Source organism: Sediminibacterium sp., assembly GCF_019264485.1.
Classification (GTDB): domain Bacteria; phylum Bacteroidota; class Bacteroidia; order Chitinophagales; family Chitinophagaceae; genus Sediminibacterium.
The window spans coordinates 39,077-63,655 of sequence record NZ_JAHVAA010000011.1 but is presented as its reverse complement, the minus strand read 5'-3'; the positions used below and the strand labels follow the sequence as shown (position 1 = coordinate 63,655).

The following is a 24,579-nucleotide window of genomic DNA, read 5'->3' as shown; positions in this document are numbered from 1 at the left end:
GAGTGCTAATAATTATTTTATCTTTTTTTCTAATTCTTTTATTCGTGTTTCTTGTTGCATTATATAGAGTGTGAGTTCCTCAATCTTCTTCAACAACAAAGCCTGGTTATCTCCCACACTAATACCTTTCTCATCTACTTCTTTTGCAGAAGGCATATCGGGTAAATGTTTATATTGTTGAATAAACGCAGATAGTTCGGAAAGAGGCTTCAGCTTGTATGCCGGGTCGAATACATAATCGGGCCAGCCTGATTGCGAGACAATAATTTTTTTTGCACGTACATTACCGTTGACAGAAAGTTTTTCTGTTGGAGTAGTTGTACCGATACCAACATTCCCAGAAGACATGATGCGCATTTGTTCAGTAACTGTAATAGTGCTAGTATGATTTACAGTCGAGAAAGTCAATCCTCCATCATTGATAGAATTGTTGGTGCCTATCACACCAATAGTTGATTTGTAAAAACCACCCATTGCCAACATGACAGAAGTACCGGTATTGTTAGTACCACGCCTATCAACATACAGCGGAAAATCATATGCTCCCGTTCCTGAAACTGCACTATAGATAGTTCCGTTGTTATCCAAGCGTATTCCATTAACAGAGCCTCCAATATCTGGATTAGATGACCCAATCAGCATCTTACTATAAGAGACGATATTTCCGTTTGCTTGTATTCTTAAACGTTCATGAGCGTTGCTATTTCCACCAGCATACATTCTAAGATCACCATTGGCATGTAAAGCCCCTATACTTAATCCACCCGTTCCTTCGTTTGCCAATGAAGTGCCATCTGGATAATATGGACCGTATTGTTCATATGCAGAAGAAAGTGTGAATGCTTCGAATCGGTTAGCAGCAAGATCATTCCCCATCCGCAATCCAGAAAGAGCCGAAGCAGTTGATTGAGTATTTCGTATTGTAACGGCTACACCATTTGAAGACGCCTTTGTTATATCCAATAATGTGGTTGGATTGCTAGTGCCAATTCCAACTAATCCATCTAATGGGGTAAGTAGTAAATTACTTCCATCTACCTGCCACCGATATTTGTTATTACTATAATCATATAATCCGAAAGTGGCTCCTCCATACTCAAAGCCAAAATCATTAGAAGAGGCTCTTGAAAACCGCAAAACGGATGATGAGGGCGTATGAATATGAAAAGTAGCTGAAGGATTAGATAATCCTATCCCAATATTACCTCCTGGCATTATACTCATTTTAGGAGCAGCGGCTGCCCCATTCGTATAAAAATATAGACCATAATTTGTTTCGGCCCATAGTGCAGGATCTAAACTTGCGTTACCCTCAAATGCTCCTTTCTGACTAAACCCACCATAGGTTAATGTACTTCCGCTATTTCGCAAACGAAAATAACCACCTAATGCATCGTAAGAAGTTTGGGCGCATAATGTAGCAGACTGTTCAAACAGCAATAACACAATCAATACAACTGATAGTCTTAGATTCATTTTTTCTTTTTTGATTTAGTATTACTTTTTAATTCAGTTATTTCTTTTTTCATTTCTATTAAATAGAGTGTTAGCTCTTCGATTTTTTTTAGCAACAAAGCCTGGTTATCACCCACACTAATTCCTTTCTCTTCAACTTCTTTAGCAGATGGCATATCAGGTAGGTGTTGATGCTTTTGTATAAATGCAGATAGTTCGGAAAGAGGTTTCAGTTTGTATGCCGGGTCGAAAACATAATCGGGCCAACCTGTTTGAGATACAATCAGTTTTTTTGCCCTTATATTTCCATTCACAGATAATTTATCTGATGGGAACCTGGTACCAATACCTACGTTTCCATTATCAGGATAAGTAGTAATGGTAGGATTTGCATAGGAGTCTCCTACATAATAGTAATCAAGTCCATTCCCCGATCCATAAAACCCAAAACCGCCTCTATCCGTTCCCGCTGACCCTCTCGCATGATAACCAAAAGCCCAGCCTCCATTATCGCCCTGACTAATAATACTCCCTAAATTTGTAAGAGAGATTGGACGAGAGCCAGTGGCATGAGCAACAATGTTTCCGGAAAAAATACCAGCCCCATCAACCACAAGCTTTTCAACAGGATTCACGACACCAATACCAATATTTCCATTGCTATTGATTGTCAGCGCCTCCGTATTACCATTTACATGAAAAGACATTTTCGAGTTTTCATAATTCTGAATCCTGAAAGCACCACTATTAAATCCAATACGGGCACCGTCTGTTGACAGGTTACCGGTGAGCGCATCACTGATCCGCAAATAGCCATAACCATCCGCCGCACCATGCAGATGGAGCAGGTTCTTGGGTGCAGTGGTACCTATTCCCATATCCTGGTTATAGTTCACTGCGTTTCGGGGTAAAGCATTTAAAGAATATTGCGAAGAAATTGCCAGTTGTGAACCAATATTGCTGGCTCCATCACCCTGACTGAACAACTTTACTTTGACTGTATAAACATTTTGAGTAGATACTGTATGTGAGACGGGAATACGATACCTGTTATTTACAGCATCCCATGCAAAATCAACAATTGAAATATTATCAACTACTGCGCCAATGGCATCTGTAACACGACTTTCATTTGTGTAGATATAACCATTGGGATTTATCCCTATTGCAAATAGTTTCGATAACTTGCCTGGTGTATTCTGATGACTATAATCCCCGGTTATTTCAATTTCTATATACCCCCAGAAAGCATAATTACCTAACAAAACATCAACAGCTAAATTTGGTACATTGTTAGGGAAAACAGATGTTTGAAGCAGTTTCTCATAATGTCCGTTATTCCCATTTGAATTATAGATGCCGTTAAAGTTTCCAAAAGGCTGAGCCTTTGTGAAAAACATACAAAAAAACAAGCTTATACTACACAGGTATTTTTTCATTTAATTCTTTGTTTTAGTTTTTCTATTTCCTTTTGTTGCTTTTCATTTTCTTTTTTAAGTTCAATCAGGTAAAGGGTCATCTCTTCAATTTTTTTTAATAGCAAAGCCTGATTATCTCCCACACTAATGCCCTTCTCTTCCACTTCTTTTGCAGAAGGCATATCGGGCAGGTGTTTGTTTTTGGCGATAAAGGTTTCTACTTCTAACAACGACCGCAGTGAATAGGAAGAATCGAAAACATAATCAGGCCAGCCGGTTTGGGAAACAATTAGTTTTTTGGCACGTACATTACCATTAACCGAAAGCTTTTCAGATGGAGTTTCAGAACCTATTCCAATATGCCCCAAATGGTTAATTGTCATTGCAGATCTCAGATCGTAATTACCCTCGCCTACGTGCTGACTTGTGTAAAAGCGAAGCCCTCCATCATATCCTGAAGCAGTAAAAGCCCTTATTTCTGCAGTGCTATAGATGGTGTTGATATCATGGGTATGTGCCTTTAAAAACTGCAAATTCCCTACTTCACCACTCGAAATCATACTTTTTGTATTCACTCGTATATTTCCATTTACTTCTAACTTAGCTGGAGTACCACTTAAACTTGCATTCGGCACTATACCCGGAAGAGAAGTTCCAATTCCAATGTTTCCATAATCATCCTCAACAAGAACTTTTCTCCAACCTTCCCAATTAGCTCCTGATGGCCATCCTTGCCGAAAGAAAATACCTCCATTATTAAAGCCTAACTGGTGCATTTTATCTCCACTATTGTCGGGCCATTGCGGAATTGTTAGTACTGTTGAATACACCCCTGAGCCCGGCATACTAACTATATGATTGTATTTAAAATCAAACCGGGCTCTATAAGCATATGAAGAAAGCCAATGAAAAGCATTGGGTAAAAGGTTGGTGTCCCGGGTATCATGAATTTGAATATCCTGAGATGTTTGACCGAATAAACTACCGTTACCAAAAAGAAGTATAAAAACTATCCATCTATTTTTCATGTATTTCTTTTTTATATAGTTTCTTCTGCAGTTCACTAATTTGTTTGGATTGCTTTTCTAATAATTTTTCTTGCCGAATCAAATGCAACGTCAATTCTTCAATTTTTTTAAGTAACAACGCCTGATTATCTCCTAAACTGATTCCCTTTTTTTCTACTTCTTTTGCAGAAGGCATATCAGGCAGGTGTTTATTTTTATTGATAAAAGATTCCAATTCCCTTAATGGTTTCAATAAGTATGAAGAATCAAAAACATAATCGGGCCAATTAGATTGTGAGACTATAATTTTTTTAGCACGCACATTTCCATTCACTGCTAATTTTTCAGTTGGCGATACTGTCCCGATACCCATATTTCCTGTTTCATCGATGGTAACTTTAGCATCAGCCAAAGTGGCACTTTGATATGAAGTAGTATTTAAAAGATGAATCTTCCCCGGAGCATGGGCATTATAAGAAGTTCGCTCAAAAACCAAACCAGCCTGTTTATAGTTATCGTTTCCATTTTCCTTATATCCAAAATGAATACCTGACCACTGTCCTACACCTAACATACTCCCAACGGAAGCAGCAAATTCATTGGCTCCTGACCAAACATCCAGTTTTTTTTGCGGGTTTGTTGTTCCAATTCCAATACTACCACTTACAGCAAGCGAGGCATAATTATGGGCATTGGGAGTAATATCTAATTGAGATACGGCCAGGGGGCTAGTTAATCCGGGAGTCATAGCTCCGTCGTAAGCCACCCAATTAGTTGCGTAGATACCGATTGATTCAACTGCAATATGAAAATAACTATCACCACCAACGTAAAGATTTGGCAAATACCCTTCCAGATAAGCGGTATTGTTATCAATAACAATTCGGTATCGTGTAAAATAACAATTCAGCGCATCTGATACCGAACTTAGATGAACGCTGTTTGTCCAATTTTTAAAGCCATATATAACCTGCTGGCTTGGGATTAAATAATTACCTGCAGCAGTAACAGATATCTTTACGCCTCCTCTTCGTCCTCCAAAACCCAATTCCTCTGTACTTCTTGCTATTTTATACCAGCCTGAATATTGAATGTTGGCCATAGCGTATAAATTACCTTCAGAGATACTAGCCTGAGCAGCTATTTTTTTTTCAGGTACCGTACCATGTGGTTTACCAACAACATTTGTGTGATAAATCAAACAGATGACACATAGAATGCTGATCACATAATATTTCATTCCAATACTATTTTTCATTTGAAGACTCTAATTTTTTTATCCTCGCCTGCAACTGCAGAACATACAGTGTTAACTCTTCTATTTTTTTTAATAATAGAACCTGTTGATCTCCGATATCAACACCCTTCTCTTCCACATCTTTTGCAGAGGGCATATCCGGCAGGCGTTTATGTTTAGCAATAAATGTTTGTACTGCTGAAAGTGGACGAAGTGAGTAGGAAGAGTCGAAAACATAGTCGGGCCAGCCAGTTTGGGAAATAGTTATTTTTTTAGCTTTTACGCTACCATTAACCTGCAATTTGTCTGTACCATTATCTGTGGCAGTGCCAATCAATGCATTGCCATTACTGGAAATGGTCATTCTTACAAAGGTTGATGTCGCAAACTGAAGTGGCCGATTCTCAAAATTACCTATAACTGTTGCATAGGGAGATGCACCAGAGAAAACAGAACCCCCTGTATTATTCTCATTGACAAAGAAGCTGGTATTTCCATTATTTCCTACACGAAATCCACCTGCTTCAGTGCCGTTTAAAGGTGTAATATTAACAATTGGGGTACCAACACTTCTAATATCCATCTTATATACAGGATTTGAAATACCAATACCCATCCTGCCATCGTTTGTAATACGCATTTGCTCTGCATTATTCGTAGCAAAACGCAGATACCCATTCTCATAATTCCAGACATTGGCACCTAAATCTCTATTAGCACTTAATTCAAGTCCATCTGCAGACTGTTTACCTGTGTTAATATTGGTCATATGGAGATAAGTATCCTTGTCTGCCTCTTCGTGAAGATGAACCAAGGTAGCAGGTGTTAAAGTACCAATCCCAATCTTCCCTGAATATGGATTCAGTAAAAGATTTTCTCCATTCACCATCCATTTGTAAGCAGTGTTGGTATAATCGTACAAACCGAAAGTGGCTCCTCCAATTTCAAATCCATAAGTGTTACTTCCGTATCTCGAAACCATCAATGCATTTGACACTTCACTGTTCACATGTAATTGTCCATTTGGATTACCGGTTCCTACTCCAACATAACCATTATTTAATATCGTCAAGGGATTCCGGCCATGCAAAGGCAGGTCGTCAGAAGAAGAGTTTACCCAAAAACGCATGGCAGTAGAATGGTCATACCCAATGCCTCCCCATTTATGATTGGCACTATTCATTAATAAAATCGGATAGGCTCCCTCCAGAATAGCAGTTTTATTCCACCCCGCAGTTATGGTTGTTCCACCCACTACATGTAAAGGTGCGTGTGGACTTGTTGTATTAATACCCACATAACCAGTAGAGGGCAAACTGTTTTGAGCAGATAGTTTTGCATGGGTAACTATTAAAAGGCTTATCAGTAGAAAATGACGCATCAGTTTATTTTTTATTTTTCTCTAACTCAGTAATTCTTTTCTGCAATTGTTCAATACTATTGAGCGATTGCAGATGTTCTTTGTTGATTTTTATTATATATAAAGTGAGTTCCTCAATTTTTTTGAGTAGTAAAGCCTGATTATCTCCCACACTAATTCCTTTCTCTTCAACTTCTTTGGCAGATGGCATATCTGGTAGATGTTGATGCTTTTGTATAAATGCAGATAGTTCGGAAAGAGGTTTCAGCTTGTATGCCGGGTCGAAAACATAATCGGGCCAACCTGTTTGAGATACAATCAGTTTTTTTGCCCTTATATTTCCATTCACAGATAATTTATCTGATGGAAACCTCGTACCAATACCTACATTCCCATTATCAGGATAAGTAGTAATCGTAGGATTTGCATAGGAGTCTCCTACATAATAGTAATCAAGTCCATTCCCAGATCCATAAAATCCAAAGCCACCTCTGTCAGTACCTGCTGAACCTTTTGCATGATACCCAAAAGCCCAGCCCCCATTATCTCCATTACTGTATATCATCCCATTACTTAATTGAATGGGGCGTGATCCGGATGCTGATGCTAGAATACTTCCGGCAAATATTGCATTTCCGCTTACCGCAAGTTTTTCACTGGGTGATGAAGTACCAATTCCCGTGTTCCCATTTGATAATATGGTAAAATTTTCCTGATCAGACTCATTCAAAATTGAAAACCTGTTACTGGTACCCGTCACTTTCAAATAAACAGGTGATAATATATCACCTGTAGGTGCCCCAATTTGCAGACCCCTGTATCCATTACCTGAACCCTTATTAATAAAACTAGCCAGAGGATAAGAAGATAAAACAGCACCTGGCACATTATCGGTGGTAGCATGTATAAGGTCAAGCCTGCCATCGATTTGTACATCAATACTTCGTTCCACCACTGTAATTTGTGAGGTAGTAGATACAGGCATTTCACCCTGTGCCCAGGTCCAGCCTTCATAATGTGTAATAGAGCCGCCTACATCGACCGCCGAAATATTATAGTTTGACCAATAGATACCATCATTTGCTATTTCAACCCTAATATATTGACTTCCATTTTTAGTATATTTTCCCACTCTTATCCTTGAAGGCTTCCTGTAACCCAAATCACTATGGTATTGTGTCCAATAAAAATTTCCTGCGTAATAATACCAGCCCAGCGTAACTTTCAATGCTCTGTTAGATGCACCATAAGTATACCCATTTATATGAAGCTGAGGAGCAAATTGGTCGGTAGCGGGTATATTGGTATCAAAATAAAAGTAAGCAGGTGCATCGCCCAGTGGTGTTATTTGTAACACATTGTAAAACCCTCCATTTCCACCAACTGTTCCGGAAGAATGAATACTTCCCAATACAGTTAGTTTATTACCGGGTGAAGTAGTACCAATACCAACATTGCCTGATGATGGAAAAGTATTCTGTGCATCCAGGTTAATACCGTTCAATAAAAAGTAAGCTACTATAATCCATTTATTCATATTACTTGTTTGAGCTGGTTTTCTTTACAATACTTTTTGTTTTCCTGTTTTCTTCCTTCAAGTCCTGTATCTCTTTCGACAAAATATCTATCTGCTGATCCTGCTTAATCAGGTATAGTGTTAATTCTTCAATTTTTTTTAATAGCAAAGCCTGTTGATCGCCGACATTAATGCCCTTTTCCTCCACTTCTTTTGCTGATGGCAGATTGGGCAAGTGTTTGTATTTTGTAATAAACCGGCCAACCTGTTTTAAGGGTGTCAGCTTGTATGAGGCATCGAAAACATAATCGGGCCAGCCTGTTTGAGAAACAATTATTTTTTTTGAGCGAATATCTCCGTTAACAGATAGTTTAGAAGCTGGACTTGCTGTACCTATGCCTACATTACCATTTGGTAATACCCAGAGTTTGGCAGCATTGGCTGTTCCCAAAGCAAGACTGCCTTCTGTACTTCCTGCAACATAAGGTGCATTCCCGCTATTGGTTCCAAACTGTAGATAGTTGATTTGTGAACTAGTAAAAATATTACCATTCACTTCTAATGCCGCTGCTGGTTCGGTGGATGTTCCGATACCAAGTTTACCATCTATCTGAAAATCTGCAAAGGAGGCAGGAATTATAATCCTTTTTCGATGAGGCCCAAAACTGGCCGTATTTGCAATACCAGGCGAAGAAAATAAAGTCATGAAACTATATTCTGAATCAGCGATACTGTATTTGTCGAGAGCATAGGGTCCAGTAATTTCCGCTTCTGCATACCATACTGTATAATAATCTGCGTCTAAATAGATATCTCTGTAATAATTTACGCCCCCGTAATACTCATTACCGGCATTTGTTTGTTCTCCCAGTTCAAGCTTAACAAATGAAGCATTATATCCCCCTGCATTTAAACAGAATAGCAGCGGAACGTTTCCATTTGTAGCGGGGTTGGCCTGTAATAAATACTCTACATACCCACTTTTAAAATAACTGCTTCTTATGGTGATTTTCATATTACCATAAGTACCCCAGTGGTATTGGTTATAATAAACCCTGCCAATCGTCATTCTTCTTGCCTGTGCACCATTAGCACCAAAAACAGTTCCATTCCAGTTATATACTACCGACTGGCTCTGTATATCCTGCACGAATAAAATAATTACTACGATAATGACTATTTTTTTCATACCTACTTATTGGAAGTATTTTTCTTTAACTCATTAATCTGCTTTTGCAGATCAATTACATACAAAGTGAGTTCTTCTATTTTCTTTAATAATAAAGCCTGGTTATCTCCCACACTAATACCTTTCTCTTCCACTTCTTTTGCAGAAGGCATTTCAGGCAGGTGTTTATTTTTAGTAATAAATTTTTCTACTTCCTTTATAGAGCGAAGAGAATAGGAGGAGTCAAAAACATAATCCGGCCAACTTGTTTGAGAAACAATTATTTTTTTTGCCCGTATGTTGCCATTAACAGAAAGTTTTTCTGAAGGTGAAACAGTTCCAATCCCAATCTTTGCATTAGTATGATCGATTGACATTTGGGTCGTTCCACTCAGGTCATTAAACTTTGTAACTCCTGCCCCATGTATAATTTTTATCCCATCATTGAAAGCATTTTGGCTGCTATTTGAAAGAATAAATGATGCTGCATTTGAACCCGTATTGGTTGTACCTACGCGTAAACTTACTTCTTCAGATACTGCACTTATATCTAACTTGTGTGCTGGAAAAATTGTACCTATACCCACATTCCCATTATTAGTTTCAACAGTCATTAAAGCCGCCCAATTATTATTCCCATCGAATCTTCCAAATTGAAGTGAGCGATCCAAGGATGAAACGGCATTACCTCTAAACCGAATAGCGCCGCCAAAAGAATTATTAATTCTTATGAATCTCTCTTGTTGTTCTGCATCAAATGCAATATCCCCACCTGAAATATGCAGCTGATGTAATGGATTATTTGTTCCGATTCCAACATTACCAATACCAGAAATATGCATTCGTGAAGTATTCGCTGTACCAAATACTAAGGGTTTATCATTTACATTAACAATTGCCCCACCACCATATCCGGCATAATAAGTTCCCGGCAAACTTGTTCTGGAAGGATCTCCAAAAAAATCAATCTCCAGACCATGCGCCAATGTATTACCACCTTGAATTCTGAATGTTGTGTAATCCTGCATATTCTCTTGAGAATTTCTTATGCGAAGCCCTCCATTAATATCCAGCTTAAATGCAGGATCAGATATTCCAATACCTACATTCAATGCGTCAGTCCAACTTAATACTTCTGTTTTATTAGCGCTATTGTCCATCCAACTTAATGACCCTCTTCGATTGATTGCCCCTCCTTGATAAGTGTTTTGTTTTAATAAAATTGCAGGTCCGTTACCTGTACCTGTTAGGTGCCAGAAAATGCCATCTCCACTTGTATATACCTGAGCACTGCTATTTACTACCTGTGCTGTTCCTATACTAACACTGACGAATAAGAAGCATATGAACAATAACAGTTTTCTTCCGGTTTTTTGCATGTTGTATCTTATTAAAAATTATACCCAACCCTGAATTTCAAAGCCTGAGTTCTCGGCACCTGACCGTAACTCAAAAAATCCCACAACAGCTGAAGGTTTCCTTTCTTTTTTCCAATTGAATATTTCTTGCTTAGCCCGATCAATCCGCTTCTTTGCCAGGCATTTAAATCTTTTAACTCATCCAGCCGGTTAAACTCCTGTTGATGATTCAATTCATACCCACCAGTAATCCAGAAACTTCCTTTTAGCTTGATATCGAGAAAACTTCTCAACCCTACACCCTGGTGTGTGATTTTTATAGTACTGAAATTTTTACCCCACCCCATTTTATAGGCTGCTCCCAGGCCTACTGTACTTTTATCATTCAGTTTATACCCGGCCATAAGTGCTAATTCAGACGTAACAGGAAATAATCCATTTGGGCGTTGCGATTGTATATTCAAACCCCACTCTATTCTTTGCAGGAATGTTTTTGTTTTTTGCTGATTGGGCTTAAAATCGGGCATAACCAAATCTGAACTTCCGCCACCCAACTGATTGAGTTTTTCTTTCCATTGATTCATCTCTGCCTGTGCTGCGCCAATTTGCTGCTGGAAATAAGCAGTGGGGTCTGTTATACCCTGTCCGGGAAATTGCTGCTGCAATAACTGACTTACACCTGCTCTTGTTTGCAAACCGGTAACAGCCCCGGCAGCTGATGAATTTGTTGATTGCCCCGGTAAACGAAATAACTGCGCCAATTGGCTATTATTGGCCATAAATTGACGAAATGCAGGCTGCTCTCTTAGTACGTCAATAAGTTTCTCCACTGCCTTATCAGGATGCTTCAACAGTTCTTTATATACACCAAGCTGTTGTTGATAGTAGTACACTTCTTTATTAACCCGCTTCCATTCTTTTGCAAGTGAACTATTGGCAACATATTGTCTTAATTGATTTTTCCGTTCAGCGAGAAAAGTTTGCAATTGGTTGGCTGCATTTAGCTGTTGCTGTAATCCGGAAATATTACCCGATAATAATTGTAAATTTTTTAACTGATCAACAGGTAATTGCTTACCCGTTTTTTCAATAAAAGCCAAGCCGGTCTGAAGACTATCTAACGAGGGAAAATAATCAGTGATGCCCGATGTTTTATCAGACAATGACTGAATTTTTTGTAACTGAACATTATAAAGACTATCAATAACCGCTCCCCCCACACCTGCCTGACTATTTTTTTTCTGAAGTTGTTGAAATAATTTCTGCTCAACACTTTTCATTTTTTTAAGTGTTGATACAGCGTTCTTTTGTATACGTTGTGTGGTTTTATTCAGTTTCTTACTGATTTTTCTTGTATCAGTAATATTCAATTTAACATCCACAGTTTTTGCTTCAGTTGTATCTGCTAATGCAAAAACACTTATGTGAAACAATAAAAAAAGACATGACAGACAAGGTGAAATAAATTTTACACTTCTTATTTGCATAAAACAAGGATCAGAACAATGATTGTAATCTGTTAGGCTTTATTACTAAAGCTGCTGTATTAATTTGAAACTAATTAACTGGATAATATTTTCTCGGGGGGAGAGAAAAGGTAAATACGTGTAACTTGAAAACAGGTATAGTTGTTAGCCAGTAACACAAACCTAATTGCTAACCACAAATTTGCAAAAGAGAAAAACACCCATTTTTTTACGAGGAAAAAACGGTAGTCATATAAATAAAGCTTGTAAAAGATTGATTATTAAGCAGTAAAACCATTCTACTGCTCTTTCATTTCTTTCACTACCCTTTATGATTTTTTTGTTACCTCCTGTTTCTATTGGGCATAAATAAAAAAAGCACCACTACTTCCTGCTATTCCTTTTCTTCCCACTATCATCACCGCCTATTATATTCAGACTATTGATAAATGCCCGATAATGCAAACGCGAAATAGGAAGCGGATTTTCTCCTCCCTCAATCTGCAAGTGGTCTTTGGCAATATAGTCTGCATAATTAACCGATACTGCTAACCGGTTATGCACTCGTTTGATTAAATCAGAAGGTAGCTTTTTTAAAGCAGCTGTTAAAGTAGATCGTACCAGATAATACCCGTTACCGGTAACGAATATTTTGATGTAATTTTTTTCAGAACTAATGGCAATCACATCTTCCGGCTGAATTTTTTTCAGCACCCTATCCTGCCAGATAAAAAAAGGTGGTCGCATATTTTTATGATTTAAGGATGATTTTTTTCACAAAAATTCAATGGCAACTTCCTATCACATTCTTACACTAACCCGGGTTTCTCTCTGCTGCGAAAATTTATATCCTGCTATATAAAAAACATTCTGAATATTTTGCTAATATAAATAACCTTGATAATTCCTCCATGCAACCCTAATAACACCTCTCTTCAACCTCCCTCCGCGATTATACTTTTTAACCGTAGATTCTTTTTCATTTTCTGCTGATAATACAATTTAGGAGTTAGGAGTTATAAGCAGTTAGGGGTTAGCTATTAGGTGTTAGGAGGAATGTAGGCACCAATACTTCTTCCTAACACCTAATGCCTAACAGCCAAACCCTAAGCCCTTACTCACCCCCGAGGTGTTTCCGAGGACGAACAGAGGTTTCAAAGAGATAGCATTGAGGTAGCAATGAGAATGAGCTAAAATAGAAGGCAGTCGCAGTAAGGGTTTCAACAAGCTGCCCGAGGTTCAATTGAGGTAGCAATGAGGAGCAACACTCATAGAACGCAATAGCAGTAAGCATCGTTCTTTCTATTCCGAGGTAGCAATGAGGAGAAATAAAGATGGAAGTCAATAAAATCAAGGGTTGCGTGGAGGCTTTCGAGGTAGCAAAGAGGAGCACAAAAAATGAACCCCTTGATTTTATTGGATTCGAGGGCAGTAAAAGGGGCTTTTTCGAGGAGAAATTACCAGTTATCCCAGCTTTTGTCAGATAACGTCCCAGGTTTTATCAAAGCACGTCACATTTTCAAACATATGGGGTAAGGCCTGTTTTACATTTGTTTTATCAACGGCTCACATAGGAGTTTTTCGCTTAAGGCCAGCGGGAAGAGCGGACCCGGGAACCTTCTCCGATGTGTGCGGTTGATAAAAACAAAAACCATTTAAAAAAAATAAAAACTAATTTTTATGGCACATTCAAACAACAGTGTAATCACTGGTAAATTCCAGGGATCACTCGGTAAAGAACTCGTATTTCGTAATTGGAACGGTAAAACAATCGTTGCGAAAGCACCCGGACGCAGAAAGGGAGAACCCACAGCAGATCAGTTAAAAACACAAGACAGTTTTCTGATGGGCTCCCGCTATGCAAAAGCCATTTCGAGTGGTGCAAACCCCGAACTGGCAGAAGCGTATACTGCCGTCTTAAAACCCCGTCAAAACCTCTATAGCCGGGCTTTGGAAGACTTTATGTCTGCACCAAAAGTAGTCAGCATCAATACCCGGTTTTATAAAGGAGCAGAAGGTGATAAGATCGTTATTCGCGCTAAAGACGATTTCAAGGTAACAGGCGTTAGCGTAGAAATCTATGCTGCCGACGGCACCCTGCTGGAAACAGGTGAGGCAGTGTCTGATATATATGACCTCGACTGGACCTATACCGCCACACAGAGCAATAGTTTGCTGGCAGGTACAGTAATCAAAGCCATTGCTACCGATATTCCGAATAATGAAGGAATATTGGAAGCAGTTTTGTAAGCATTTTTAACAGGGACTGACCACTAGTGAAACACCCTATGGATGGTCGGTTTACTTTCTGGTCAGTCCCTTATTTATCTAATAACAGAAACACAGAACATGAGTAAACTATCAAAGCGCCATTTCTGGAAATGGTTTCAACGAAACAATACAACCTATCTCGATTTGCATAACAGCTCTAAAAAAGAAGCCGCTTACTGGATCAATGAGCTGAACACACACTTACGGGCTTATGGTCGGTTTTATTCATTTGTGCTCAGCGTTTCTAACCAGCACACAGGTACACTGACAATTTCGGTTGATGGTAAACCACATTATTTTAAAAAAGCAGATACCCTCGTAGCGCTGGCACCGGATATACCGGCATGGACCATTATTTCACTGGAAGCGCCCATGTCTGTTGATCCTGAAATGGAGATGCTGCTTGCAGATGCTGGTATTGGTTTAGATGAACTGTATTTTTCATTTGCCGGCAATGCCGATGAGTATAACAGTATCATCGTATATCATACACTTTGCAATGATGACACTTATGACCTTTTTTATAGAATAGCCCATGCGGTTGTCTATAACCTGCTCGGTGAACGTTCTTTTGGTGTTGATATAGCTGATATTGATGTGGCCAATTTATCCGAAGCCGACGGTGCCGAACTCTGGAAGCTGGAAGAATTACCCTCCCGTATCATCACACGCCAGTCTTTATTTGTGGTTACTGAAACGGGGATGTTGAAATTGATTTCGGGGGAGGGAAAGGGCTGAAGGTGTTTGGATTAGTTAGAACAGAGAGGTCTGTGTAATTTTTTTGGGATGGAATGTGCCAATGATTACAAAGGGATTGGGTGCCAGTAAATGAAATTCTCTTGTTGTTCCCAGAAATAAATACAAATCTTTGGTTTTGGCGAAATCCTCAAAGTATTTTTTCTTAACATCTTCACAAGCCTTTGCTTCATTGCCTTCGTGTCTTTTCAAACAGTTCCAGTATAACTGACCTATTTCCCAATCTTCAATCATCATTGTTCTTTCTATACCATCTTCACTTGTAAACCTGTAAGAAAATTTATACGGCAATTTTTGTACAACCTCAAAAGGATTGTCAGCATTTTGAAACAAGTTTAGTTGCAGAGCTTTGGCTTTTAGCGTGTCAAGTTTCTTTTTGTCCCACTCTCTGTCAACCTTCTCAACTTTGAAATCTAAAATTTCTTTCGGCTTAAAAACGGCCAGTGAAGTATATTTTGTTGTGTCTTTTGCCTGAGCAATCAGTTCGGTCATGTTGGTATGCACATGCTTAAGTACAATTTCCTTTCTAAGTCTCCAACTATCTTCTGTTCCTAAATGGCCAACAATAGTAAAGGCGGTTTCAATTGATTTGGGTTTATGGCTTTCTAAACGAAAGTCAGAAGTGTTTTTTTCAAGGTCTACTTCAACCCAATCATATTTGCTGTATTGCTTATCGTATTCAAGTTTACGAAATGGAATGGGGTAAACCCTTATCCAGCTTCCATCTTCCAAAAAACCGGCGGTGCATACAAGCTCATCATACTTACTTGATAAAGTAGGATATGTTTTAACAGCTATCAGCACTTTGGTTAACGCCATACGCTAAATATGTTTTAATTCATAATTCCATTCAGGAAGCGTTATAATGGCTTCCGCTAAATGCTTCCTGTGGCACTGGCAAATATTGGCTTCAAAGCAGGTTAGTGCAATTCTTTTTTTGTCTTTTAATAAGTTCAGGATTTGTTGTTGCTGGCTTGTCGTTTTCTTTAAATTTTTCTTTTTGTACACATCAAAAAGGTTATCGTAATCTGACTGTGTTATTAATTTTTGTCTTTGGTCAGATTGAATACCCACTTCCGGTATATGCAAATATTCAATATTAAGGCTGGCGCAAAAGTTTTTCAATTGTGTTTTTGAAAAACCAAACTTCATACTCAGCGCATTATTTCTAACATCCACTAAAACTTTTATATCGTTTTGAATCAAGCGGTTTAAATATGTTTCTAAAGAAATTCCTTCATAACCAATCGTGTAAAGAACCGTATTGTCATTAATTGGTTTTGCCTTTAACACTTTGCCATATTGTTCTTCATTCAAAAGTTCCTTTGCTTTGACACTATTAATTGCATAATACTGGTAGTTTAAATAAGTTAATTTCATCAACGCATTTGCTGTCAGCTTACCATAAGCAGTTTTAATATCAACCAGTATTTTTTTATCCTTTTCGGTAAGCGTTTTTATATAGTCAATAGAATCGGTTTTTGTAAAACTGGTTTGGTCTTCTGATAATTGTTTGTGCCCAACCATTGCAGTAAGGTCAGCATTTGCTGAAAATGAATAACACCCATATTTATATGGAACAAAGTCATAATCGGGCTTAGCTTGTCTGTTCGTAAACAGAAAAAGCAGTTTTTGTAAGGATATTTTAGGCAAATGATCGTTAAATGCCTGCGTGAGGGCCAGTATAATTTTGCGTCTGTAAAACATATGGTAAAAGTAGGAAAATACCCTTGATGCTTGCTACTAAAAGTGAATTTGTTCGTTAGCCTGTTGTTTGTTCTATCGACTTTTACTGAGTTGCTCCGCATAGCAAACATCGGTTTGGTTATTCTCAAAAGGGTATTTCAGCATCGCTGTCGATTCTTGCCCAGCAGGTCTCCCTCTGCCACCGCAAGTGAATGAATGGGGACCTTTACGTATAAAAAGTAATACTCGATTTCTAGCTCGCACAACTACTCTTCAAATCTTAACCAAGTAACATTACCCTCAATATGAGGTACATCAAGTTGCTTTCTTAAGTCAGACCGTAAACTATTAATCAGAGTGTCATACTCATAATCCTTTTTTGCAGCGATATCTCTCGCAAGCTGCTTAGCGATTTGTGCCTGTTCGACTGAACCGAATAGCTGTATCTCAGAGATTATTGCTTCAAGTTTTTGTTCACGCTCCTTTGTTTGTTTTCTGTGTGAAATTTCGTTTGTAAGAATACGATAAGCGTTTATAAGATGTTCCAAACGAATTTCTCGTCTTTTGTTATGCTTATCTCTCTGCGAATTGTAATAATGACCTATGCGCCATCCTACTACTGCGATTATAACAGTTACTACTACTTTCACTAATTCCAAGAGGTCAGTATTCATAAAGCAATATACAAAAGTTAATGTACTCCTTCTTCGCACCGCCCCCATTCTCGTGCCTTTGGCGTGAGTGGGAGACAGTGCGTAGAATTTTTCTGAAGTTGGATAGGTTTCTTAAAATAACAAACCCCGGAGCATAGAAACTCCAGGGCTTGTTAATCACATCAACCTACCAATCAAAACGCCGGATCAGCAGGTGTATTCGGATTACTGTCTCTCTCTCGGAATGGATAAGGAAACAGGTTACGCTTTCGCTCACTGGTAGGGCGACCAAAACGACGCATATCTTCCAGTTTCATACCTGATAAATACAATTCGATACAACGATTGCGATAAATCTGCGTAAGCAGGTCTGCAACAGTTGCTGGCGCAACAGGAGCCAGATCGGCACCAAGACCCAGCGGATCAGCTGCAGCTTTCTTGGTTACCACTTTATTCAGTTCCAGTATGCCATTTACCAGATCAGGAGTTGCCTGTCTTGCATAGGCTTCTGCTTTAATCAGGGTCATTTCACCCGGATAGTATAATGGAATAGCAGCAGTTGCCGTGTTCCAGAAACCATTTAACCTGAAACGCGGATTAATGGTTGCATTGATCACCGTATAGAATGGAATACGTTTGTCGGCCAGATCAGGCGCAATGGCTACAGGTAAACCCAATGTAGAATCTACAGGCTGGTACACGTTATTGGTAGAAGTTACAAAATTGAATACCGGATTGGGATTGGCTGCTTCAAAGTTCATGGTTGAACGTTTGGTTAGATCTACCGCATTGGCAGCAGCCAGTGCAGCCGCATAATTACCGGCAAACAATGAATAACGGGCTTTTAAAGCATACAATGTGTTCACCAAATCAACACCAACAGGAACATCAGCAGCAAAAGCTGTACTGACGGCATTGGCGCTGATGGCTGCCAATGCTTTATCGATGGCTGCAACAGCTCTCGCAAAACCTACGGCCCTGTCGGAGAAGGTAGTAGTAGCCGTACCTACAGTATCGGGTACTTTTTCCCAATAACCCGACAGACATCCCATCGACAATGCTTTGTAAATGGTTGCATAACCAATTAAACCACTTGCATAACTTTTGTCAGACAGTTTTGCTGCTGCATTGATTACATTGTTGGCATCGAAAATAATTTTATTGGCACTGGTCCATACATTACCTAATAAAGCATTGGTACCATCTACTGCTGTGCCTCCGGTACTGAACTGAAATTCAGATGTATTACCGGGGTTCATCAGTATGGTTTCATTGGTAATTAAACCAGTGGCATCCCACATGCCATACGCAACATTCGATGCATAGGTTCTCTGCAAACCTACTACCACTCCGGCCAGTCCCTTTGCAGAACTGAATACCTGGTCTGATGTGGCCGCATTTGGATTATTGAAGTCTTTTTTACAACCCGCTGTTGTTAACAGCACTGCTGCAAGACCTGTATATATGGATATTTTAATACTCTTTTGCATACTAGTAATTTTTGAGGGTTAAAATTTAGCCTGGATACCAAAACTGAATGTGCGTGGAATAGGTACTGCACCAAAATCAATACCACGAAGAATGGTGCTTTGTCCACCAGCATTCACTTCCGGATCATAGCCATTGTATTTATCCCAACTAATCAGGTTACGGCCACTGAAGCTGATGCTCAGGTCGCTGAACCCTTTTACTTTTCCGATATTATATGTGAGCGACAGTTCGCGGAGTTTGGTATAGCTGCCATTATCAACGCGCCACTCTTCAATGGCATAGATACCACTGATATAACCACGGGGCAATTGACCACGGTGTTCCTGTTCTGCTACTTTACCATTACCTACACCCTGACGTGTACGGAAATCGGCATTGAATACATCAACACCCTGTACCGCATCGATCTGAATACGCAGACTCAGTTTCTTGTAAGTAACTTCATTTACCAGGCTGGTTGTGTAATCAGGATTGGGGTCTCCGATTATTTTACGCAATACGGCACCGCTGGGTAAACCTGCTGACCTGCCCGTTGTAAATGTTGTAGCCGTATTCTGAACACCTCTTTCTGTTTGAGGAATACCACCTGCATTCTTCAATTGTGTTCCATCGGCATTACGGGCAAAGAAAGTTCCGTAGAAAACGCCTACAGGCTGTCCTTCAATAATCGACACAGGTGCACCAGCATTGGTACTTAACAGGGTAAGTGCCTGACCAATACGATTGGCTTTGTTACGGTTGTGGTTAAAAATACCGGTGATGTTCCAGTTGAAATTTCTCTTTGCCACAGGGTTACCTGTTAACACGATCTCATAACCTTTATTTTCCAGTGATCCGAAATTATCCAGCAGGCTGCTGAACCCGGATGTAGGTGCAATAAAACGGTTGATCAACAGGTCTTTTACTTTTTTATTGTAAATATTCACTGTTAACCCAATCCTGTTATTGAGGAACGACATATCGAAACCCAATTCAACTTCCTGTTGTCTTTCGGGCTTTACATTTTCATTGGCCAATGTACCGCTGGAGTTCAATGCTGTTCTTCCAAGATACGATGATGAGCTGTAAGTGTTGAACCTTGAATAGGCACCAATACCTGTAAGGTTACCGCTTTCACCATATGCTAAACGAACTTTTAGCAGATCCCACCATTTAGCTACAGATGATTTACCCCAGAAATCTGTTCCTGAAATTACATAGCTACCACTTGCTTTGTAGTAAGTCTGGTTACGCTGGTTCTTACCAAATACAGAAGATCCATCTACACGCATGGCACCGGTAATAAAGAACTGGTTACGGTATTTGAAGTTCTGTTGTACATAAGCACCTGAGATAGACAGTTCGCTGCGTTCATCCACACCTCCTAAAATGGTACTCGCACCATTCACCGTTTGTACAAACGGTGCCAGCCCTCTTCCCTGTAATAAAGAATAGTTGTTCTTTTCATATTGCTGAGAAAAACCTACCTGGGTTACAGAGTTAATATTACTGGTAATATTTCTGCTGTAAGTAGCATTCAGATCGTGGTTAATGGCAAAGAAACTATTGTTACCCGTACTTGCATAACCATTCTGTGTTGGATCAAGTGTTGGACCACCACCAAAAAATGCGGTGCTCACATTGTAGGCAAATGGAGGAATATAAGTAGTACCATTTTGTGAATAGTTATCGATACCCATTGTGTAATCAACCGTTAATCCGTTGATGGGTCGGAGTTTCAGACCCAGGCTGGCAATCAGTCGATTGGTGGTCTGGCGTTGTTTGATATCTTCTATAACAGAAACAGGATTGGCACGTCCGCGCTCTCCTACTGCCTGAATATTTCCCAATGCATCTCTTTTCCAGATATCATGAAAATTACCGATGATGGTAACAGAGTTCATGGGTGAGAAGAAAGAGTTACCATCGGGTTTTTCATTCGCTGTACTGTTTACATAATTCAGACCAAGGTTAAAACTTGCCCATTTATTGAGCACCTGATCAATATTACTGCGGAAACTATAACGTTGGAAATCGGTATTTCTTACAATACCCTGGTTATAGAAATAAGAACCCGATACATAGTATTTGGTTTTATCGGTACCGCCACTGATAGAGATATTATTATCTGTTCCGTTGGCATTCCTGAAAATATAATCCTGGTAATCGTAACGTGTAACTGGTGTGGTAGTAGTAACAGCAGGTGAAAGAATATCCTGTGTTAATGCACCCGGACCATCTGTAGGGCCTCCGAATTTGGTGGGGGCCTGGTTTACATCCAGTTTTTTACGCAGGCTGCTGGTAGTAAAACTGGTAGAGAAGCTTACAGAAGGTGCGCCGCTCTTTCCTTTTTTAGTGAATATCTGAACCACACCGGCATTGGCACGGCTACCGTAGATAGCTGCTGCAGCGGCACCATTCAGTACTTCTATTCTTTCAATATCGTTTGGATTGATATCCACCAAACGGCTCTGTCCGATAGATCCTACAAAATTACCTCCGTCATAGTTACCGGAAGTATTGGTAACACGGTTGGTAGAGTTGTTTACAATTACACCATCAATGATGTATAATGGTTCTGAAGAAGAAGAGATAGAACTGATACCCCGCAGGCGAACAGAAATACCTCCTGCAGGATCGCCTGAGTTTTGAGAAATCTGTGCACCGGCTGTTTTACCCTGTAAAGCTGCGAGTACATTACCCGTTGCTCCTTTGTTCAGGTCTTCGGCGCTCACAGAACTGATATAACTTCCCAACTGCCGGCGGGTAGTACCCTGTGAGTTACCGGTAACAATTACTTCGTCGAGTTTGGAAACATCTTCAGTAAGTTCTGCATTAACTGTATAACTGTTATTACCTGCAGTTACGGTTAATGAAGATTCTTTTGTTTTGTATCCTGCACTTGAGAACACAATGGTGTAAGTTCCCGGTTTCAGGCTTGCCGTAAAACTAAAAGCTCCTGTAGCGTCGGTGGCTGCACCAACACTGTTTTCTCTTATTACTACAGAAGCAGCTTCAGCAGCGCCGCCTTTGGCGGTAACTTTACCGGATATACGCACCTGCGCAATACCGGCTGCCGTAAGTAGGGTTGTCAGCATCAGTAAGAATACTGCCTTTACACTACCCGGCTTCATAAGCGGTGTTATTTTCATATTTCAGCGTTTATAGATAATTACAAAATAGTAATGCCGTGTTTTTTATACGATTCAAATAAGTTATGCGATGGATCAAGTTCTGTGATCATTGTATCAACCTCATCCAGTCCGCAAATCATCAGTTTCTGGTGTGTGTTCACTTTCTCGGCGATGGATAATACAATCGTTTTTTCTGCCGCCTGTATCATCGCTCTCTTTACCTGAATTACTTCCCAGTCGTTATCGGTAATACCTGTTTCATCAATGGCATTGATACCCATGATACAGAGGTCGGCCTTGATACCACTTATTTTTGAAATGGCTTCTCCACCCACAGCTATCTGTGAACTCTTTGAAATTTTATCGCCCAGAAAAATCACTTCAATATTGGGGTGTTGTGCATATTCATGTGCAGCAGGAATACTGCCTGTAAAAAATGTGGCATTCAGATCGGGTGGAAGTATACGCGCCATTTCAATAATAGTGGTACCACCTGTAGTGAGGATAAACATATTGTTCCTGATCAATGGAACTACTTTCTGCGCAATCAGTCTTTTACTGTCGGCCTGGTATACATCTGATTTGAGAAAGGAACTGTGGAATGATTTGGATAATGCACCTCCATGCACTTTGATAATTTTGTCCATATCGGCCAGTTCGTTCAGGTCGCGGCGGATCGTATCTTCGGATACATTGATTTCAGTACTCAGGTCGGAGGAAAGTATACGATTGTGGAGGTCGATCTGACGCAGTATATAAGCTTGGCGTTCGGTTTTCAGCATAGCAGCATGGATATATTATCCTAAAATTAATGCAGGAACTTGCGTATTTCCAAAATTATCTTGCAAGAATTTGCAGAAAAATGCGTTTTTAAGTCTAATTTAAACCCATGAACCAGAATATAGCGGCATTATATAAAATTGCAAATAAGCCTGAAAGAACCATTATTGGTTTGATGAGCGGCACTTCTGTTGATGGACTCGACGTGGCTTTATGCCGTTTTTCGGGTCAGGGTATGGATACAAACCTGCAATTGCTTGCATTTGAGACTGTTTCTTATAATGCTGCATTTAAAAATCAGATCAAGTCTGTTTTTTCCAAACGGCAGGTCGATCTGGAGAAAGTATGTTTACTGAATGCCTGGGTAGCACTAGAACACGCCAACATTATACTTGATTGTCTAAAAAAATGGCAAAAAGATCCTGCAGATGTAGACCTGATTGCCAGTCATGGACAAACCATTTACCATGCCCCTAAATTTCTCCATCCCGATGATGAATTTGGCAATGCCACTTTACAGATTGGTGATGGCGATCATATGGCAGTAGCTACAGGTATTATTACCCTGAGCGATTTCCGGCAAAAACATGTGGCAGCCGGAGGTGAAGGCGCACCGCTCGCTGTTTATGGCGATTACCTGATTTTCAGTAACAAAAACGAAAACAGGATCATGCTGAATATTGGTGGTATCGCCAACTTCACATACCTCCCATCAAGTCTTGATGCCAGTGCCGTTTTCAGTACCGATGTAGGAACGGGTAATACACTGATGGATGCTTATGTACAGGAACATTTTCCCGGAAAATATTTTGATGAAGACGCCGCCATTGCGAAACAAGGTACCATACACACAGCTTTACTGAATGCCTTAAAAGAAAATGATTTCTTCAGCTATGATTTTCCCAAAACAATCGGCCCTGAACTTTTTAACCTGCAATACCTCGCCGATGCAGTACAAAAATCAGCTGGCAGTCATTTGTCTCATGCAGACATCATGGCTACACTCAATCGTTTCTCTGCCGATATGATTGTTGATGCATTACAACGCAGCATGGGTACAAGAACAGATTTTGTTGCTTATGTAAGTGGTGGTGGTATGCATAATCTATTACTTATGCAGCATATCAAAGAACAATTACCCGGTATTGTTTTCAAAAACACCAATGAACTGGAAGTTAATCCTGATGCAAAAGAAGCGGTACTCTTTGCCATACTCGCCAATGAAGCGGTTTGTGGCGGTGAAGTGAAATTAGGTGCGGGTCGTAATGGTATTCCGGCAGTGAGTATGGGCAAAATTAGTTTTCCAAAATAGCATTAACCTCTCCCCTTCTCCTCCACAGGAGTCCTTTGGAGGAGAAGGAGAAGTATTGTTTAGTTGAAAAGATGTATTTTGATATCAAAAAAAATGAAACCCTATTTTCTTTTTACCGTTCTGATATTTACAGTTCAACTTCTTTCAGCACAGACAAATACGATTGAAAAAAAGAAATTTCATTTTGGACGTGAGCAGGATACCACTGCCGGTTATACCCAGGTAGTGAAAGTAGATAATGTATTGTATGTATCCGGCACTGTATCAACCGATATTTCTCCCGCCGGTATTCAGCGTATTTACCAGACCATTGAAAGAAGCCTGAATCATTTTGGTGCGAGTCTGCAGAATGTGGTAAAAGAAAATTTATATACCACCGATATTGAAGCGATGAAAACGCACAATGAGGCGCGTAAGAAAATGTACAAGGGCGATTATCCCGCAGCCACCTGGGTACAGATCAGCAGGTTATACATGCCCGATGCAAAACTGGAGATTGAAGTAATTGCACACCTGCCAAAAGAAAAATAAT

The 24,579-nt window shown here is 39.7% G+C and carries 20 protein-coding genes; 4 read left to right on the top strand and 16 right to left on the bottom strand.

Features of this window, described 5'->3' with window-relative positions:
* Positions 1-12: 12 nt before the first annotated feature.
* The 10 genes from KXJ59_RS06520 to KXJ59_RS06475 form a co-directional block, all read right to left on the bottom strand.
* Positions 13-1,476, bottom strand: a complete 1,464-nt coding sequence (locus KXJ59_RS06520; RefSeq protein WP_295202306.1) for a hypothetical protein — start codon at positions 1,474-1,476, stop codon at positions 13-15.
* Entirely contained in the window at positions 1,473-2,855 is a 1,383-nt protein-coding gene (locus tag KXJ59_RS06515) for a hypothetical protein (RefSeq protein ID WP_295202303.1), read from the bottom strand. The genes KXJ59_RS06520 and KXJ59_RS06515 overlap by 4 nt, the downstream gene beginning before the upstream one ends.
* Positions 2,856-2,890: 35 nt before the next feature.
* Positions 2,891-3,901 carry a hypothetical protein gene (locus tag KXJ59_RS06510; RefSeq protein WP_295202301.1) on the bottom strand — a complete coding sequence of 337 codons (1,011 nt, stop codon included), beginning with the start codon at positions 3,899-3,901 and terminating at the stop codon, positions 2,891-2,893.
* The gene (locus tag KXJ59_RS06505) at positions 3,891-5,138 is read right to left on the bottom strand and encodes a hypothetical protein (protein WP_295202300.1); all 1,248 of its coding nucleotides are present in this window, start codon (positions 5,136-5,138) and stop codon (positions 3,891-3,893) included. Before KXJ59_RS06505 ends, KXJ59_RS06510 begins: the two co-directional genes overlap by 11 nt.
* Positions 5,128-6,498: a hypothetical protein gene (locus KXJ59_RS06500; RefSeq protein ID WP_295202298.1), complete on the bottom strand. Its 1,371-nt coding sequence runs from the start codon at positions 6,496-6,498 to the stop codon at positions 5,128-5,130. The genes KXJ59_RS06505 and KXJ59_RS06500 overlap by 11 nt, the downstream gene beginning before the upstream one ends.
* A 4-nt stretch (positions 6,499-6,502) precedes the next feature.
* Positions 6,503-8,014: a hypothetical protein gene (locus KXJ59_RS06495; RefSeq protein WP_295202297.1), complete on the bottom strand. Its 1,512-nt coding sequence runs from the start codon at positions 8,012-8,014 to the stop codon at positions 6,503-6,505.
* A 1-nt stretch (position 8,015) separates the two neighbouring features.
* Positions 8,016-9,182: a hypothetical protein gene (locus KXJ59_RS06490; RefSeq protein ID WP_295202295.1), complete on the bottom strand. Its 1,167-nt coding sequence runs from the start codon at positions 9,180-9,182 to the stop codon at positions 8,016-8,018.
* A 2-nt stretch (positions 9,183-9,184) separates the two neighbouring features.
* The gene (locus KXJ59_RS06485; protein WP_295202293.1) at positions 9,185-10,540 is read right to left on the bottom strand and encodes a hypothetical protein; all 1,356 of its coding nucleotides are present in this window, start codon (positions 10,538-10,540) and stop codon (positions 9,185-9,187) included.
* 11 nt (positions 10,541-10,551) lie between these two features.
* Positions 10,552-11,901 carry a hypothetical protein gene (locus tag KXJ59_RS06480; RefSeq protein ID WP_295202292.1) on the bottom strand — a complete coding sequence of 450 codons (1,350 nt, stop codon included), beginning with the start codon at positions 11,899-11,901 and terminating at the stop codon, positions 10,552-10,554.
* A gap of 468 nt (positions 11,902-12,369) precedes the next feature.
* Positions 12,370-12,732 (bottom strand): LytTR family DNA-binding domain-containing protein, encoded by a 363-nt coding sequence (locus tag KXJ59_RS06475; protein WP_295202291.1) that lies wholly within the window; start codon positions 12,730-12,732, stop codon positions 12,370-12,372.
* 933 nt (positions 12,733-13,665) lie between these two features.
* Here KXJ59_RS06475 and KXJ59_RS06470 point away from each other — a divergent pair.
* Both KXJ59_RS06470 and KXJ59_RS06465 read left to right on the top strand, forming a co-directional pair.
* Positions 13,666-14,235 (top strand): hypothetical protein, encoded by a 570-nt coding sequence (locus KXJ59_RS06470; protein ID WP_295202289.1) that lies wholly within the window; start codon positions 13,666-13,668, stop codon positions 14,233-14,235.
* Positions 14,236-14,334: 99 nt separating this feature from the next.
* Complete coding sequence (locus KXJ59_RS06465) at positions 14,335-14,994, top strand: hypothetical protein (protein ID WP_295202288.1); 660 nt, start codon at positions 14,335-14,337, stop codon at positions 14,992-14,994.
* Between the two features lie 15 nt (positions 14,995-15,009).
* Here the strand turns inward: KXJ59_RS06465 and KXJ59_RS06460 are convergent, their stop codons facing one another.
* From KXJ59_RS06460 to KXJ59_RS06435, 6 genes are all read right to left on the bottom strand, one after another.
* Positions 15,010-15,831, bottom strand: coding sequence for a hypothetical protein (locus tag KXJ59_RS06460; RefSeq protein ID WP_295202287.1), 822 nt, complete (start codon positions 15,829-15,831; stop codon positions 15,010-15,012).
* Between the two features lie 3 nt (positions 15,832-15,834).
* The gene (locus tag KXJ59_RS06455) at positions 15,835-16,719 is read right to left on the bottom strand and encodes a DUF488 domain-containing protein (protein WP_295202285.1); all 885 of its coding nucleotides are present in this window, start codon (positions 16,717-16,719) and stop codon (positions 15,835-15,837) included.
* Positions 16,720-16,964: 245 nt separating this feature from the next.
* Positions 16,965-17,372, bottom strand: coding sequence for a hypothetical protein (locus KXJ59_RS06450; protein ID WP_295202283.1), 408 nt, complete (start codon positions 17,370-17,372; stop codon positions 16,965-16,967).
* Positions 17,373-17,545: 173 nt separating this feature from the next.
* Entirely contained in the window at positions 17,546-18,841 is a 1,296-nt protein-coding gene (locus tag KXJ59_RS06445) for a RagB/SusD family nutrient uptake outer membrane protein (protein WP_295202281.1), read from the bottom strand.
* An 18-nt stretch (positions 18,842-18,859) separates the two neighbouring features.
* The gene (locus tag KXJ59_RS06440) at positions 18,860-21,973 is read right to left on the bottom strand and encodes a SusC/RagA family TonB-linked outer membrane protein (RefSeq protein ID WP_295202280.1); all 3,114 of its coding nucleotides are present in this window, start codon (positions 21,971-21,973) and stop codon (positions 18,860-18,862) included.
* Between the two features lie 20 nt (positions 21,974-21,993).
* On the bottom strand, positions 21,994-22,737 hold the full coding sequence (locus KXJ59_RS06435; RefSeq protein ID WP_295202278.1) for a DeoR/GlpR family DNA-binding transcription regulator: 744 nt from the start codon (positions 22,735-22,737) through the stop codon (positions 21,994-21,996).
* Positions 22,738-22,844: 107 nt separating this feature from the next.
* Here KXJ59_RS06435 and KXJ59_RS06430 point away from each other — a divergent pair, with 107 nt between their 5' ends.
* Both KXJ59_RS06430 and KXJ59_RS06425 read left to right on the top strand, forming a co-directional pair.
* Entirely contained in the window at positions 22,845-24,047 is a 1,203-nt protein-coding gene (locus KXJ59_RS06430) for an anhydro-N-acetylmuramic acid kinase (protein WP_295202276.1), read from the top strand.
* A gap of 93 nt (positions 24,048-24,140) precedes the next feature.
* On the top strand, positions 24,141-24,578 hold the full coding sequence (locus KXJ59_RS06425) for a RidA family protein (RefSeq protein ID WP_295202274.1): 438 nt from the start codon (positions 24,141-24,143) through the stop codon (positions 24,576-24,578).
* Position 24,579 lies beyond the last annotated feature (1 nt).